The organism is Coleofasciculus sp. F4-SAH-05, assembly GCF_040222985.1.
GTDB lineage: Bacteria > Cyanobacteriota > Cyanobacteriia > Cyanobacteriales > Coleofasciculaceae > Coleofasciculus > Coleofasciculus chthonoplastes.
This window is the reverse complement of the sequence record NZ_JAVKBY010000121.1, coordinates 1-16,325: the sequence shown is the minus strand read 5'-3', so window position 1 is coordinate 16,325 and position 16,325 is coordinate 1. Positions and strand designations below refer to the sequence as shown.

Annotated in this window: 14 protein-coding genes; 4 read left to right on the top strand and 10 right to left on the bottom strand. The window is 45.5% G+C overall.

Translation table 11 applies throughout. The features are described from left to right. Positions 1-68 precede the first annotated feature (68 nt). On the bottom strand, positions 69-881 hold the full coding sequence (locus RIG27_RS14530; RefSeq protein WP_446346219.1) for a class I SAM-dependent methyltransferase: 813 nt from the start codon (positions 879-881) through the stop codon (positions 69-71). A 298-nt stretch (positions 882-1,179) separates the two neighbouring features. Here RIG27_RS14530 and ectB (RIG27_RS14525) point away from each other — a divergent pair, with 298 nt between their 5' ends. Further along, entirely contained in the window at positions 1,180-2,433 is a 1,254-nt protein-coding gene (gene ectB, locus RIG27_RS14525; protein WP_446346217.1) for a diaminobutyrate--2-oxoglutarate transaminase, read from the top strand. Here the strand turns inward: ectB (RIG27_RS14525) and RIG27_RS14520 are convergent. The 6 genes from RIG27_RS14520 to RIG27_RS14495 all read right to left on the bottom strand — a co-directional run bounded on the left by RIG27_RS14520 (position 2,425) and on the right by RIG27_RS14495 (position 8,514). Beyond that, positions 2,425-3,384 (bottom strand): glutamate cyclase domain-containing protein, encoded by a 960-nt coding sequence (locus tag RIG27_RS14520; RefSeq protein ID WP_446346215.1) that lies wholly within the window; start codon positions 3,382-3,384, stop codon positions 2,425-2,427. The genes ectB (RIG27_RS14525) and RIG27_RS14520 overlap by 9 nt on opposite strands. Positions 3,385-3,502: 118 nt before the next feature. Further along, on the bottom strand, positions 3,503-4,762 hold the full coding sequence (ectB, locus tag RIG27_RS14515) for a diaminobutyrate--2-oxoglutarate transaminase (RefSeq protein WP_446346213.1): 1,260 nt from the start codon (positions 4,760-4,762) through the stop codon (positions 3,503-3,505). A 133-nt stretch (positions 4,763-4,895) separates the two neighbouring features. Continuing rightward, positions 4,896-5,645, bottom strand: coding sequence for a TauD/TfdA family dioxygenase (locus RIG27_RS14510; RefSeq protein ID WP_446346211.1), 750 nt, complete (start codon positions 5,643-5,645; stop codon positions 4,896-4,898). 229 nt (positions 5,646-5,874) lie between these two features. Continuing rightward, positions 5,875-6,444 (bottom strand): RdgB/HAM1 family non-canonical purine NTP pyrophosphatase, encoded by a 570-nt coding sequence (rdgB, locus tag RIG27_RS14505; RefSeq protein ID WP_446346209.1) that lies wholly within the window; start codon positions 6,442-6,444, stop codon positions 5,875-5,877. Positions 6,445-6,604: 160 nt separating this feature from the next. Beyond that, positions 6,605-8,041, bottom strand: a complete 1,437-nt coding sequence (locus RIG27_RS14500; protein WP_446346207.1) for a phosphoglucomutase/phosphomannomutase family protein — start codon at positions 8,039-8,041, stop codon at positions 6,605-6,607. Positions 8,042-8,184: 143 nt separating this feature from the next. After that, positions 8,185-8,514: a hypothetical protein gene (locus RIG27_RS14495; RefSeq protein WP_446346205.1), complete on the bottom strand. Its 330-nt coding sequence runs from the start codon at positions 8,512-8,514 to the stop codon at positions 8,185-8,187. Positions 8,515-8,884: 370 nt separating this feature from the next. Here RIG27_RS14495 and psbO point away from each other — a divergent pair, with 370 nt between their 5' ends. Beyond that, positions 8,885-9,718, top strand: coding sequence for a photosystem II manganese-stabilizing polypeptide (gene psbO, locus RIG27_RS14490; protein ID WP_446346203.1), 834 nt, complete (start codon positions 8,885-8,887; stop codon positions 9,716-9,718). A gap of 269 nt (positions 9,719-9,987) precedes the next feature. Then, positions 9,988-11,064: a magnesium-protoporphyrin IX monomethyl ester (oxidative) cyclase gene (gene acsF / locus RIG27_RS14485; RefSeq protein WP_446346201.1), complete on the top strand. Its 1,077-nt coding sequence runs from the start codon at positions 9,988-9,990 to the stop codon at positions 11,062-11,064. Positions 11,065-11,820: 756 nt separating this feature from the next. On the opposite strand, the gene RIG27_RS14480 is transcribed toward acsF, so the two are convergent. From RIG27_RS14480 to RIG27_RS14470, 3 genes are all read right to left on the bottom strand, one after another. Next, positions 11,821-12,024 carry a hypothetical protein gene (locus tag RIG27_RS14480; protein ID WP_446346200.1) on the bottom strand — a complete coding sequence of 68 codons (204 nt, stop codon included), beginning with the start codon at positions 12,022-12,024 and terminating at the stop codon, positions 11,821-11,823. A 273-nt stretch (positions 12,025-12,297) separates the two neighbouring features. After that, positions 12,298-13,563 (bottom strand): RNA-guided endonuclease InsQ/TnpB family protein, encoded by a 1,266-nt coding sequence (locus RIG27_RS14475; RefSeq protein WP_446346198.1) that lies wholly within the window; start codon positions 13,561-13,563, stop codon positions 12,298-12,300. A 125-nt stretch (positions 13,564-13,688) separates the two neighbouring features. Then, a complete protein-coding gene (locus RIG27_RS14470; RefSeq protein WP_446346196.1) occupies positions 13,689-14,561 on the bottom strand; it encodes a lysophospholipid acyltransferase family protein in 873 nt (290 codons plus the stop codon). 529 nt (positions 14,562-15,090) lie between these two features. Between RIG27_RS14470 and RIG27_RS14465 the strand changes: the two genes are divergently transcribed. Then, the gene (locus tag RIG27_RS14465; RefSeq protein WP_446346194.1) at positions 15,091-15,906 is read left to right on the top strand and encodes a pentapeptide repeat-containing protein; all 816 of its coding nucleotides are present in this window, start codon (positions 15,091-15,093) and stop codon (positions 15,904-15,906) included. Positions 15,907-16,325: the final 419 nt, after the last annotated feature.

The following is a 16,325-nucleotide window of genomic DNA, read 5'->3' as shown; positions in this document are numbered from 1 at the left end:
TTTCTAATTCATAATTCATAAGAGTTTGTTGACTCAGTTGACCTTTGAGATCGGTCTATCGGCGATCGCTAACCTGGCTTTTCACAGAGGTAGAAGCACCAGCCTAACTCACCGGCGGCGATTGCCTCTTGGGTTTTCTTAAAAGCAGCGCTCAAATCTGAATATTCCTCCTGAGCCAGCTCGGACACCAATTCGTAGCTCTTTTCCAAATGTTCGCTCAAATCATTGACCTGCAACACTTTAAATCCTAGTTGAGTGAGGTTCTCGGCATAGGATTCGCGGCTAAATTTCGGCTCAAACAGCAGCCGATCATAAACGTATTTGCGCGTCGTCTCGCTGACTTCCTTGACTGGCGTTACCAAGTCATCAAACAGAAAGATACCTCCTTCTTTGAGAACACGGTAAGCCTCCGCCAGAGCCTTCTTTAGTTCGGGGATGTGGTACAGAGCGCCTTGACTCCAGGCATGGGTAAAGGAACCATCCGGGAAAGGTAGATTAGTGGCTGATTCCTTTTGGAAGCTCAGGCGCAGAGACGGGAAATTACTAGCCTGGCGTCGAGCATTGTCGATATAATTGCCACTGAGATCGATGCCGACGACCTCGCATCCCGTCTGCTGAGCTATCCAAATGGCAGACTTACCGTTTCCACAAGCAACTTCTAGCAACCGAGACTCGGCAGTAATACCGCTGTGTGCCAACATATATTCATCCCAGCGCTTGCAGGCTGGCACAAAGTCCTCAGGCTTAACCTCGGCTAAGTTTTCAAAGTAGCCCCAGTGGAGACTGCCTTCTGGGTCCCAGAAACGGCGGAAACGTTGGTCTCGTTCCTGATCATCAAACAACGCCTCAGCGTCAGCTTCTGTAAATCGACTTTGTGTCATGTTTCCTTGGCTTTTATGTGATTTACCCTAAAAAGCATATAATATTCTGGGTTCTGAGTCTTGTTCAGTAGAAATTAAGTACCATTCAACTTAAGTGGAATGGTAATGAAATTTTGGCTGGTGGGCAATGCCTACGGTATAGCTGGTGGGCAATGCCCACCCTACGGTATAGTATCAAAGGCTTAAGGATTGTGCCATTGGACTTAAGTTGAACAAACTCAACTAGCGATAGATTGATTAAGCCAAAAGCTTTCATGCTATGGCTGGGAAAGAATCAGCCAAGTACAAGGTTTAGACAATGAGTGTTTTTACGAGAATTGAGTCGGAAGTCCGCAGCTACTGTCGATTATTTCCCACTGTTTTCACCAAGGCAGTGGGAGATCATTTAATTGATGAGAATGGGCAGATCTACATAGACTTCTTAGCCGGTGCGGGTGCTCTCAACTACGGACATAATAATCCCAAACTCAAAAAGCCTCTCCTAGAATACATTGAGTCAGATGCCATCACTCATAGCCTGGATATGTTCACCGCTGCCAAGGGGAGGTTTCTCGAATGTTTCGAGGAGATAATCTTAATACCGCGAGGACTTAACTATAAGATTATGTTTACCGGTCCGACGGGAACCAATTCCGCCGAAGCGGCGTTGAAGCTTGCCCGTAAAGTGACAGGTCGAAAAACCGTTATCTGTTTCACTAAAGGATACCACGGTCATACTTTAGGTGCTCTAGCGGTGACACCGAATCCAGTCTATCAAAAAGCAGCCGGGATTTCCCTCGATAATGTCTTAACGGTTCCCTTCGAGGATAAATCTAGCACTAAAGACGATAGTCTTAATCAGTTGGAAAAACTAATTGATGACTTGAGCCAAAATCAGGAAAAACCCGCCGCCGTTATCTTAGAAACTGTTCAATCTGAAGGCGGAATTAATGTGGCGAGTGTGCCTTGGCTCAAGCGTCTTGCCCAGATTACTCAAGAGCAAGGAATTTTACTCATTGTTGATGATATCAAAGTCGGGTGTGGTCGCACGGGACCGTTCTTTAGCTTTGAGCGGGCGGGGTTAAAACCGGATCTGGTTTGTCTGGCTAAATCCTTAAGCGCTTATGGAAATCCGATGGCGGTGGTGTTGATTCGACCGGAGTTAGACGGCTGGAAACCTGGAGAACACAGCGGGACGTTCCGAGGTAATAATCTCGCCTTTGTTACTGCCACGGCGGCTTTGGAAGAATACTGGACAACCGATGCTTTTTCCCAGGAAATCGTTGAAAAAGGTGAAGTCATGAAGCAGCGACTCCAAGAGATGATTGCTGATTATCCCGAACTCGGCGGCGCACATCGAGGACTGGGTTTGATTCAAGGAATTGCCTGCAAGCTACCGGGATTAGCGAAAAAAGTTAGTCATGAAGCGTTCCAACGGGGTTTAATCTTTGAACCCATGGGTGTGGACAAAGAAGTGATTAATCTTCAGTCTACACTAACGATTGATTTTGATACGTTGAACCAGGGGCTAGATATTTTGGATAAAAGTATCGCGGCGGCGCTCTCAAACTGACTCGCTCAAACCGGCGGCGGCTAAAAGTTCTGTCAATACGTTGCCATGAAATTCCCAGGGAAAAGTCTCAATGGTAAAACCTGGCAAGCCCGTATCGCCATCTATGGCGGCTTCCTGATTAACCAGAGTCGTTAAAATATGTTTATCGCTCTCTAAGGTCAATCCCTCAGTTAAGGGATTTTTCCAGTCAGGGCGCAGCAAAGCCAAAGTAAGGAGTAACCCCACGGCGCCCCAGTTTGATACTCCGCACATAATCGGGTGATGGCAAGGAATATCACAGGCAATTCGTTCTCCATGCTTAATCGTTTTAGCAATTAACTCTTGAGAAAGGGTTGCCATACCGAGTTCATTACCCAAATCACCAATGCCGATGGAGATAATGTCATTGAGGGTAAATAACAGATGCAACGGAGCGGTATGAGCGGTAATATCATCCCCGTTTATATTACGGACAGTACCATCAGAACTTGGACCGGCTCTTTCAATGGAGATAACATGGGAAACCGGTGGTTCGCTACTTTGCCATAACTTGACGATAGAAGAAACTGAGGGATCTTCAGCGCTAGCCGCATCCACAGGAACAACATCATAAGGCAGGTTAGCCGGTATTCCCGCTGCCCTCGCCGCCGTTTGGACAGCATTGAGACATAAAGGATCGGTAACCAGACGCACCGGTACTCCAACTCTTTGAAGTCCCGCCGCTAGGTGAGCGCAACCGATGGGACCATCATTTTCCGCAGCCGGAGGAGTGCCATGGGGAATAAAAAATCCTGTGATAATTGCGACATGGGGGGATGGATGTTCAGCGATGGAGCGAGCGGCACCCAGCAGCCCCCCTTTAGCCGCCTGCACCAGTGGCTGTATACCATGACCTACATCTCGTCCACAGATAGTTTCAATTTGTTCGATCCGGTTGAGAATTTCTGGAGAATTGTCAATGACAGCACTCATCGGCATTTATTTTAATATTGACTAATGACTAATGGCTACAGGGTGTGGGAGACAAATGACAAATGACAAATGACCAATGACAAATGACAAATGACAATTGACCAATGACGATCTCCACTTAGATGGCGTTTTGGACAACTTCGTTGACGACATTTTCCAGGAGATTTAGTCCCTTCTCTAATACCTCTTCCGAAACAGTTAAAGGTGGCAAACAGCGAATCACCTCCCCTTGTGCGCCAGCGGTTTCCATGATTAGCCCCTGGGCAAAGGCTGTCTGGATAATTTTTTTAGCGAGGTTTCCATCTTTGCTGTCTAACCCCTGAATCATACCCCTACCTCTAACCGAAAACTCGGCTTTCTTTGTCGTTTTGGCTATCTGCTGCAATCGGGATTCCATGAAGATACCTTTTTGTTTAACCGAGGCTGACAAACTGTCATCTTGCCAATAGATATCCAAAGCAGCTTTAGCGGTGACAAAGGCGAGGTTGGGTCCTCTAAATGTGCCACTATGTTGTCCGGGTTTCCATTGATCGAATTCAGGTTTAATCAGTACCAAGGAAAACGGCAAACCGAAACCACTCAAGGATTTAGAGAGGGTAACAATGTCAGGGTAAATACCAATGTCTTCAAAACTGAAAAAGGTACCGGTTCGTCCACACCCCACTTGGATATCGTCCACAATTAAGAGGACATCATATTTACGACAGACCTTTTCGAGCGATCGCAACCACTCAAATCTTGCCACATTCACCCCACCTGCTCCCTGAATGGTTTCGACAATCACCGCTGCTGGAAGTGTTACCCCACTGCCTACATCGGAAAGGACTTTGTCGAGGTACTCTGTTGTATCAATAGCCTCACCCAAGTACCCATCATAGGGAATAAACGTTACCCCTGTGGTTGATATTCCTGCCGCTGCTCGCTGAGAGGCTTTGGCAGTTGTGGCTAAGGAACCCAGGGTGACGCCATGATAGCCATTAGAAAAGGCAATTACATTTTCTCGCCCTGTTATCTTGCGAGCCAGTTTCAGCGCCGCCTCTACCGCATTGGTTCCTGTTGGTCCTGGAAACTGAACTTTATAATTTAATTGCCTAGGTTCAAGAATAATGGCGGCAAAGGTTTCCAGAAATTCCTCTTTCGCCACCGTTGCTAAATCCAGACCATGAATTATACCATCTGACTCGAGATAACGGATTAGTCGTTCTTTGAGTTGGGGGTTATTATGTCCATAGTTTAGCGTACCCACTCCACAGAGGAAGTCAATGTACTTACACCCTTGTTTATCTTCTAAAATAGCGCCTTGTGCCTGCTTAAATACCGTGGGAAATAAACGGCTATAGCTTCGCACATTGGATTCCAATTCATGGAAAATTCTCATCCGATTAGTCTCAGTTTTTCCTATACGTTTTTCCAGCGCTCTTAAGCTTTGGCTAGAGTTGTCTGACTTTACCCGTGAAGTGATTATCCTAAAAATACAAGGTAATTCTCCCCCCGAAACAATCAGTGGAGGATTAGCCTAAGAAAATACGTTCTAGTTCTCGGGTTGAATCACTATAGGTGGTTCTGGCATGTGCCATACATTCGTTATCCCAAAGCAAACAGGAGTATTGCTCCATCCGAATCGCCAAGTGATTTGCTTCGTAATAGTCGATAAATCGGTCGGTAATTTCTGCCAAAAATGGATCGGGAGTAAAGGGCTTGAGGTTCTCTGGATCGGGGCTGTAGTCACCGTATTTAATATAGTTGCAAGACAAGCGTAAAATCGGCTTGTTCCCCGAAAATGATAAGATGGGATGAATGGCGCCTTCGGTACGGTTGGCATGGATGCCTCCAGTGGCACCAAAATAGTGCCGCGTCTCCATGAGTTTTTTCTTTTCTGCTTCGGTAAGCGTCTTGACAAATCCTTTTACATAAGCTAAAGTTGTTATCCCCCCCCCACAATTTGCCTGCTTTTTGCACCAAAGTGCCAGATATTTCGGTGGGTTTTGATAATCGCTGGCTTCGGTGTGAGGCAGCACAACCCGTTGACCTCGGGCGTCGGACAAGTTCAGAAAATTAGATTCCCATTTGACGTGGAATATCTCTTGCCCGTATTGCGGTTTTAACGTCTCACCTGTGACCAATTTAGCCCATTCAATCCAGTTAAAACTGGGGTTTCCTGTTTCTACATAGATAAAGCTATTTTGCTGGAGGACTTGCTGAGACTTGGAAATTGAAGTCTCTGAGCAATCCACTAAATCTTTCAGCAAACTCGTGATCATTAATTATGTATCCTATTTAACTGTTTATGTTCACCAAAAGCATTATATAGACCGAGGATACTAGACAAAACCAAATATTAATATTTTTTTACAAAAAATCAATGGCGTGATTGTGAAAAAATCATAATAAACTCAGTTTTTAGCTCCGCTTACAAGATGTGGATCGCATAGCATAATCCCCCCCAAAGTGCAAAGATTCAATTGGACAATTGGACAAGATATCACCCATTTAGGTGAGTTGAACTTGGGAAAGGAGTAATTCTAAGGCTTTGCCACGATGGCTGTAGCATTGCTTTTGTTTACGACTCATTTGGGCAAATGTTAACCCCTGTTCTGGTACATAAAAAATCGGATCATAGCCAAAGCCACCTGTACCCAGGGGAGCCTTGAGAATTTCACCTCGACACACGCCTTCCACTTCTGTTGCGATTGTGCCATTAGGACGAGCGATCGCGATCGCACAAACAAACTGCGCCCCCCGATTAGACGTATCCCCTAATTCAGACAATAACCGCTCAATCCGTTCTGTATCGGTTTTCCCGTAGCGTGCAGAATAAATCCCCGGCGCTCCATTTAAAGCATCGACTTGTAAGCCGGAATCATCGGCGATTGACCATTCACCCGTGGCTTGGGCGACACCTAACGCCTTGAGACGAGCATTTGCTGCAAAGGTATCACCTGTTTCCTCAATCTCAATATCCGGTGGTTTAAGCTGCAATTCCCAGGGCAAATCTTTAAGATATGCCTGCATCTCGCGCAATTTACCGGGATTTCCTGTGGCAACAATTAGGTTGGTCATTTGTCATTCGTCATTCGTCATTTGTTAGGGAACAGGCAATAGGCAATAGGCAATAGGCAACACCTCTGCTTCGCTCGGTGTGTCATAGGGAATAGAGTAATGGGCTATAGAAATTTTGTCTCCCATCTATCTCCCCCTGCTCCCCCTGCTCCCCCATTCCTCATCCCTGATTTCTATTTGCCCAATCTTTTGCCCAATTGAGAGTTTGACGAACTTGTTCTGGAGTGGAGGCTTCACAGTAAAGGCGTAAGACAGGTTCAGTACCACTAAATCGAATCAGTAACCAACTACCATTGGCTAACCGGAATTTATACCCATCGATAGTTAAACAATCAACAACTGCTTGACCATTAATCTCAGTCGGGGGTTGGGTGTGCAGTTGGTTAAGTAGACGCGATCGCTCGTCCATTCCGGCTAGATGTAAATCAATGCGATCATAGAATGAGGTATAACCTGTTTGTTCTTGTAAGCGTTGGTAAAGTTGGCTTAAATCCATCCCTGATTGGGCGATCGCTTCCAACAGATACAGGGCAGAAAGTAAAGCATCGCGTTCTGGGATATGTGTCCCATACCCAATTCCACCGGATTCTTCACCTCCCAGCAAGACTTGGGTAGAAACCATGCGATCGGCAATATATTTGTACCCAATGGGGGTTTCGTGGAGGGGCAATTGATAAAGCTGGGCAATTTGGGGAATTAAATCCGAACCACTAATCGTTTTTACCACTTCCCCTGTCTCTTGCCGTCGGGATGCTAAATGTTCAATCAGAATCGGGATTAGAATTTGAGAACTGAGGAAATTGCCTTGTCCATCCACTGCCGCGATGCGATCGCTATCTCCATCAAAGACTAATCCTACCCGTAATGTATCCTCAGTTTGCCGTCGGTGAGTACGGATGTGACGGAAGAGTTGAGACAGATAACGGGGTAACGGTTCCGGCGCACCACCCCCAAATAAGGGATCACGGGAACTATTGAGTTCTTGAATCGGTACATCTAAAATTTTGCTCAAGCCCCCTGCGGCTGCGCCATGCATGACATCGGCAAAGACTGTCAATTTGCCTTGGGTAATCAGGTTCTGAATACTAGCCAAATTTACTTTTGAGCGCAGCGCCTCACAATAACTTGACCAAGGATCAAAGGATTGGATTTTACCTGGCGTTGGCACTGAGGCTGGGGGTTGAGCGAGTTGGGCTTCAATTTTTTGGGTAATTTCTGGCGGAACTGATCCCCCAAATGCCCCTTTCACTTTTAGTCCCAAATAATTAGCTGGATTATGGCTGGCGGTGAGAACCAAAGCACCTAGTGCATTCTGATGATTTGCCGCCCAACTAAATGCTGGGGTGGGGGCATAACTTTCAGAAAGCAACACATCAAATCCCAGGGATTGGACAACCTCCGCCGTCTTTTTGGCAAAGGTTTCCGCCATAAAGCGCCGATCATAACCCACCACCACAGTACGGCTACCCCTGGTTTTGCCGTAACACTCAGCCAGGATTTGAGTGGCGGCTGTCGCGACTAACGCCACACGCTCAAACGTAAAATCGGCGGCGATCACACCTCGCCAGCCGTCTGTACCAAACTTAATTGCATCCATAGTCCTTGCTCAAAAATAAGAAAATTTAATAAGATTAAAGTGCTAAGACTGACGGCTGAATCTTAGCACCTGTTGCGCCAACTGTCTTGTTGGGACAACATTATTTAATACTCTCTCCCCAGCTTCCCCAGCTTCCCTGTACCTCAATCATTGGCTGTGGATTCATTCTCAGAGATTGATGCTTCCGGAAAATTGGTTAGCAGCGATCGCAGTTTCATCCGCGCCACATAGGGCCAACCCCCTAATTCTTCAATATCTTTAAGCAGCGCGTACAGAGTTTGTCGATTGTCGGGTAACGAGTCTTGAAAGAGGCTATCTCGAATCTCGCGGTGCGCCTCTTCCAGCGTCCGCAGCAGAGTCAGCAGTGTTAACGTATCTCCTTTATGGCTATGGGCTAACGCCCAAATCTCCGTCTTTAGAGCTTGTAGTTTGACCTGTAGTTCCTGGGCATCTAACTCATTACTCAAATTCATCCTACCCCTGTTAATCCTAGTTATTTCTTGCCACCCGCTTGATTAAAAGCGTAAACGTGTCGCTTCCCGTGTACAATGAAGCGAGAAAAGCTAAGGTTCACGCTTTCGGCATCATGTAGAGAACACGGCTTAAGTGAGTCATGGTTCAATCTACTTATTGTGCGATTTGCGCGATTTGCGCGATCGCCGACAGCCAGCGTGTGACCAAAACTATACCACGAGCATAGTTGCGGTTTAGGAAGAATCGGCTAGAAAATTCTCACGATAATCTTTGATCAGCGTGAGAATGGGTGTCATGAACCACAGCCTGATTCACAAATCACCATAAAAAATTTTTTCTTTCTTTAGAGATTGACGATTGAGGTTGACCATGAGGTATCGCGCATTGATTGTTGCCTTTTTGGCATTGTGTTTGGGGGTGTTAACGGCTTGTTCAGAAGCAACAGCGACTAGTCCTGATCAATTGACCTACGACCAGATTAGAAATACGGGCTTAGCGAATTTATGTCCCCAGCTTTCGGAAACAACTCGTGGTTCTATTCCCATTGAGTCTGATAAGTCCTATCGAATTGTCGAGCTGTGTCTACAGCCAACCAGCTTCTTTGTCAAGGAAGAACCTGCAAATAAGCGTAGAGAGGCAGAATATATCCCAGGTAAGTTATTGACCCGGTCTACCTCTAGCCTAGATCAAGTTGAAGGTTCCTTGAATCCTGGAGAAAATGGCAGCCTTGTCTTTACTGAAGAGGATGGTATTGACTTTCAAGCTATTACAGTACAGCTACCTGGAGGCGAACAAGTTCCCTTCATGTTCACAATTAAAAGTTTGGTTGCCACAAGTCAGCCAAACATGACCAGCGTGAATACGTCTACTGACTTTGAAGGGGAATTTAAGGTGCCGTCTTATCGGGGGGCTGTGTTCCTCGATCCTAAAGGTCGTGGCGTAGCATCTGGCTATGATAACGCGATCGCGCTGCCTTCCAAAGCGGATGAAGAGGAATTTGTTCGCGCTAACGTTAAGCGCGTAGAGACCCGCTCCGGTGAAATGTCTCTACAGGTTTCTAAGGTTGATAGCTACACCGGAGAAATTGCTGGTACTTTTGAGAGCGAACAGACGGCTGATACTGACTTAGGTGCCGAAGAAGAACCTGAAGAAGTCTTGATCCGAGGGATCTTTTACGGTCGCGTTGAAGCTGAAGAAGCTTAACGGCTTAGGACTTCGGTACTAAACCGTCTTTGATCTAATTAATTAGTAGAGACGTTGCCTGCAACGTCTCTACCTTACCTTTTGCCTGACAAATATGAAGGAAGGTTAAGCAAATTTACAAATTTTAACCTTAACTGGATTTTGCACTCACCCAAGACCTTGGTAGACTCAATATGCACCTTTAAATATCGGCGCGGGTCGAGTCACCCCCCAATTGCCATATTCTCAAGTCCAAAATCGTAAGTAAGAGATAACGAGTACAACCAACTATGGTAGATACCCTTAAAAAACCTAGCTTTGAAGAAATCAGACCTGGCGTTAAATCCCCGGCGAAGGAGACCATTCTGACGCCTCGGTTCTACACGACAGACTTTGAAGCCATGGCGCAGATGGACCTCTCGCCGAATGAGGATGAGCTATTGGCGATTCTAGAAGAGTTCCGTTCGGACTACAATCGCCACCACTTCGTCCGGGACGCTGAGTTTGAGCAGTCTTGGGAGCATATAGACGGTGAAACCCGCCGCTTGTTTGTTGAATTTCTGGAGCGTTCCTGTACAGCAGAATTCTCTGGATTTTTACTTTATAAGGAACTGGGTCGTCGGATCAAAGATAAAAGTCCGGTGCTGGCAGAGTGTTTCACGCTCATGTCTCGTGATGAAGCACGTCATGCGGGTTTTCTGAACAAGGCGATGTCAGATTTCAATCTGGCGCTGGATTTGGGATTTTTGACCAAGAATAAGAAGTACACCTTCTTCCAGCCGAAGTTTATCTTCTACGCCACGTATTTGTCGGAGAAGATTGGCTACTGGCGGTATATCACCATTTATCGCCATTTTGAAGCCCATCCTGAAGACCGCATTTACCCCATCTTCCGGTTCTTTGAAAACTGGTGTCAGGACGAAAATCGTCATGGGGATTTCTTTGATGCGATCATGAAAGCCCAGCCGCAAATGTTAAATGATTGGCAGGCGAAGTTATGGTCTCGCTTCTTCTTGCTCTCAGTATTTGCGACAATGTATCTAAATGACATCCAACGGTCTGGTTTCTATCAGTCGATTGGTTTAGATGCCCGCGAGTATGATAAGCATGTGATTAAGAAGACCAATGAAACCGCTGCACGGGTATTTCCAGTGATTTTAGATGTGGAACATCCTAAGTTCTACGAACGTCTAGAAGTCTGTATTGGCAATAACGAAAAGTTAACGGAAATTGCTAACTCCAACAGTCCAAAGTTCGTGCAATTTTTCAAGAAGCTGCCCTACTATGTCTCTAATGGCTGGCAGTTCCTGAGACTCTACCTGATGAAGCCCATGGAAGTTGCTTCTCAGCAGGGCGTAGTTCGTTAAATAACTCAGTTCCAGACAGCATGGTATGATGGCGCGTCTGGAACGACCTCAAATTTGTCTCCGCTAATTTAATAAAATCTTCCCTCGCTGACCTCTTTTGATGGATAGCGAGGGTTTTTCCTATAATAGTGACAGATCCAGTCACTAAACTCTGCGGATTTATACCAAGTTGCGTTCTATCATGTCATTCTGAGCGAAGCGAAGAATCTGGACAGATGCGCGAGCGTCACTCCGTTTCACGGAGCCTGCCCTCGAAGGTCGTGAAGGGTTCTGCAGATGCTTCGTTTCGTTCCTCCGCTTCGCTCCGGACTCCACTCAGCATGACAGATTCTACCTTAGACTGCAACTTGGTATTAGTATCATGTTTACAGCGTTTTCTTTCCTCGATGTGATACACCATTTTCAAGAGTAGAAAAGCACTGTCTCATCGTTACTGTACTACACCGTGTTAGAAAGTGCTGTAACCGAATCAGAGAAATCCTACAGCTTGTTTTCTAATTTAAGCAAACTATTAATTGTTATAATTAGTAATTTTTAATGACTGACTTTTCAGAATAGAATTGAAGTTTTTAAATTTTGAATTTTAATCTGCGAATAAACAAGACTTAACGTTGAGTCAATACTATACTAGCTAACGACATCTTCTTCAGTTATTACAGCAGCCCTTGTTAACCCAGTGATACTATCACTGGGTTTTTTGCCAAGGAGAATTCCCCGGCTGTTTTGCCCACCAACTGCGATTAATAAACCAATGCTCTAGACTTTATTGAGCTTCCGTTGTAGGTAAGTGATCATTTCTCCTACAGCTTCGAGCTTACCTCTCAGTTTCCACGCACTTTCACTGTTTTCTCCTCTTGATTCGATGACATTAAGAGTCCGTTGGTATTCGGTCTGACGCTCTAACCAGTAATCCAAATCCTGACGAGAGACGGATGGAGACTGATCGCTAGAATTACTCAAGGTACTATCCTCAACTCAATACCATGTCAATTCTCACACTATCCCCTTTTTCAAAAAATCGCTGCCATTCTCATTAGCTGGATCAAGTTCTAAGTAGTTGGGCAAAAGAAAACGGCATTGTATGAAGTTTTGTAAATAGCCCGCAAACCCTTACATAAACGAATGACATAAGACGTAGCTAGCTTCTCGCTCCCTTGAGTATGACAATCTCCACCTTGAACTTTAATTGTGTCCACCTACTTATTAGCCACCGTGACATCCTCCCACACCAAATCATAGATCATGGTGTGGGCTTCCAACATCGCTGTTAGACATTGCTGCCCTGCGCCACTTATCTAGACTAAAAGCCCCCGACAGCCCGACTTGACAGCCAATTTCTTTCCCCCAGAGTCCCTGGGTACTCAATTGCTCATAGCCTCGGTTACAGATTTCTTGCGCTGAAGCTATATCCCTATCAACTTCATATTTGCATTCCGGGCAACTATGCCACCTATCAGATAGTTCTTTTGGGACCTCAATGCGGCAGTTTGGACAAGTCTGAGAGGTTCCTCTATGGTCAACTTCAGCAATATAAACACCGCGTTGCTTGCCCACATAATAAAGAATATCTCTAAACTGACCAAAACCGGCGTCAACTGTATGTTTGCCTAGAAACCCTTTCGCCATAGTTCGGAAATCAATATCCTCTAAGAAGATAGTTCCCGCCATGTCGCAGAGTTTATGAGCCAATTTGTACTGATAGTCTTTTCGCTTGAATGCAATATGATTATGCAATCGTTCTACTTTGCGTCTGGCTTTTTCATAGTTCTTAGAACGCTTCTCTTTCTTAGATAACCTGCGTTGTAGCACTTTCAGCCTACGATGCATATCCTTGAAAAACTTGCGTCCTGGTTCTACAAAGCCGTCACTGGTAGCCAAATAACTATTCAATCCAACATCAACCCCAATGAAATGACCATGAGGTACGGTATCAGGAATAGAAATATCAGATTGAATGCTTATGACTACAAACCAACCTACCGCTTTTTTAATTACCCTAACTTGTTTAACAACAAAACCATCGGGGATTGGTCGATGCAAATTAATCTGAACTTTCCCAAGCTTAGGTAATTTAATCTGCCATCCGGTTATAGGATTTGTCTTGAATTGAGGGAAAAGTATCGACTTCTTATGTCCATACTTTTTGAACCTTGGAAATCCATAACCCCGATTTCGGAAAAAATCCCAAGCATCATGTAATCGTCTGATGGTTGTTTGCAATACCTGAGAAGGTACTACCTTTAGTCTTGGGTAATCCTTTTTAGCTTTGGGTAAATTGTTCTGTTGTTGCTGATACCCTGGAAAAGGATAATCAGCAGCCATTATGTATTCTGATTCTAAACTACACCTATCTATTGGACACTTCCTTGAAGCAATCCAATCTTTTAGCTCCCTAAGAGCATAATTATAAACACCTCTACAAGTTTCGAGCCACTCGTTCAGTGATTCGACTTGTTCGGCATCAGGATAGATTCGATAAGTGTAATTTAGATTCAGCATATATTGACTATAACTTAGTCTACTGTAAATGACAAGTTATAGTAAACGCATATTTTGAGCGTATTTTGGGGGAGTCCATGTTGTTACTGAGCTTGTCGAAGTATCAAGGGCGCGCTCATCAAAGATTACAGCGTGGGACTTATAGCTCCCCCAAACCCCCTCGCAAAGTTAACTAAACAGTCCAGTTCCCATTGCATCTGAGTACAGACTTTTTCATAGCAAGCATTGACATATTCGCGATCGCTAGCTGCATCACGACCATACCGTTCAAAGACAATCGGCGCACAAACACGAGTGTAAATCTGGACAGGCAAGGGAATATTGGGTAGTGGTCCAATCGCCAATCCCCACGGTAGACCTAAATAAACTGGAAACACTTCCGGATCAAGACCAAATAACCAGGGAAAAAGTCCCCAATCGTGCAATTGTCGAATCTGGTCGTAAAAATCAGCCAGGACAATCAATGTATCATGAGCGCCATGAGAAATAACGGGTATAATCGGCACACCTTCCCGTAATGCCAGCTTAATAAACCCTTGACGCCCCGCTAAATGGATTTGATTCCGCATGGTATGGGGACGAAAGACATCCTGTGCCCCCCCAGGGTAGACGAGGACACTAGCACCTCGACGCAAAGCCGCGATCGCCATTTTGGGATGAGTCCTGATTGCCCCCGTCTTAGCCGCTAGTCGTGCCGTGTTTGGGTCAATTTTCCAGCCATTGGGGTGCATCAGACCATAAACTGGATGTTCGGTACCAAAACGCCGAAACCAGTCATACATGACCATGATCATATCCGGTGCGACAAGTCCGCCGTTGTGAGACCCCACAAATAAGGCGTTACCCTGATCCCGAATGTGATGCCAGCCATCGGTTTTCACCCGAAAGTAGTAGTGGTAAAACCATCCCCATAAGGGCATGAAAGATTGGATGGTTTGGGGATCACGTTCATCGAGTGACCACCCGGGTTGGTCGTTTGGGATTGAGTTACCATTCATGAACGAAACAAAATGTTGGGTTGGGCGGATTCTGACCAAAAGCAGAAGAGTATAAGCTTACTTTTCACGGGATCTGGAAAACATCTCTCCAAACCTCTCTCCTGCTCGGAGTATAAGAGGCACAACCTGAGTGACTTTCTTCGAGAAACAGGATGACTTGCATCCTTGATAAATATTAACGGAACTCAATGCATAAGGCTCTACTTGCAGTATTCTCAGTCGAAAAAAAACCCCCTAGGTGAGCCTCGAAGACACCGCTAGGGGATTCCCAAACAACCTAAACACTAAACAGGAGAATAACGACCACGTTGGAATGCGTTTAAGCTCCCTTACTTACCTAGTTTGCACCCCCGAACGGCTTTTTATGTTTAGCTATGATGAAAAGCGTGTAAAGATTTGATGAATTTTTGCCTGATCAAGTAACTCATATCACATTTTGCTCTAGTGGGGGTGAGGGGTAGCACCCATCACAATGCTTGGGGAAATCCTTGGGAAATTGATAGTACAACTCCAGTTTTCCCCAAACATTATGGATACTAACGAACTCCTGCGGCGTTATCTAGCCAGGGAACGGAATTTTCAGGGTGCTAATCTCAGGAAGATCAATCTTATGGGTGCTGATCTTAACGGTGCTGACTTGATTGGTGCTGATTTGAGTGGTGCTGATCTCAGGGGTACTCAACTGATTGACGCCGATTTAAGCAACACGGATCTCAGCCGAGTTAATCTCAGTGGCGCTAACCTGAAACAGGCTAACTTAAGCGGTGTCAATTTAAATGCAGCTAACCTGAGCCGCACTTTCTTGATGCATGCCGATCTCAGAGGCGCGACTTTGATTGAGGCGAACCTCATGGATGCTGACTTAGCGGATGTTAATCTCAGCCGAGTTAATCTCACTCAAGTTAATCTCAGCCGAGCTAACTTAAGTAGTGCGAACTTATTTGGAGCCATCCTAAAGGAAGCCATTATGGTGGGCGCTGATCTGAGTGGTGCTTTTTTAATTGGTGCTGACTTAAGCGATACCAACTTAAGTGGCGCTAATCTCAGCGGTGCTGATTTGAGAGGAAGCAATCTCAGTCGGGTTAACCTCAGTGGTGCTGATCTGTTCGGTGTGAATCTGAGTGGTGCTAATCTGACTCAGGCTACTTTGAATCGGGCGAACTTAAGCTATAGCAATCTGAGTAATACTAATCTCACAGAAGTTGATCTGAAGATTACCGACGTAGAGAACGCTCGATTTGGAGAGAATGAGGGACTCTCTGAAACCAACCAGTTTGATTTGCAGCGACGCGGGGCAATCTGGGAAATGACGAGTTTTAGTGTGGGGGGAATGCCAGGTTCTTAGGGATGGTCAACTACTCAGGGTTACTTCGTTGAACCCTGAGCTTGAAAGAGCCAGATTTCAATAACAGTTGTCTACCACGATTAGTCTGACACTGGCACACACGGCGGGATGTTCTCCTAGTCCAGCCTGCTGTAAGACCCCTGGCTTGGGTCGCTTTAAGACAGGACATCTTGTGTCAGATGGTGGTAAGGAGCAAGTCACATTTATTGGATTATCTCCAAAATGCAACGAGTACCAGTAATTTCACCTGACGGGCGTCCATTAATGCCCACAAAACCGGCTCTTCCGTACCTGTTATGCTAAATTGCATCAGAATACGCCCAAAATCCTTGCTTAGCAAGGATTTTGGGCGTTATTTCGAGTTAACTTAGACTGTGGAGGCATAAAATCACGGTATAACTGAATTTGGAGCCGTTTTA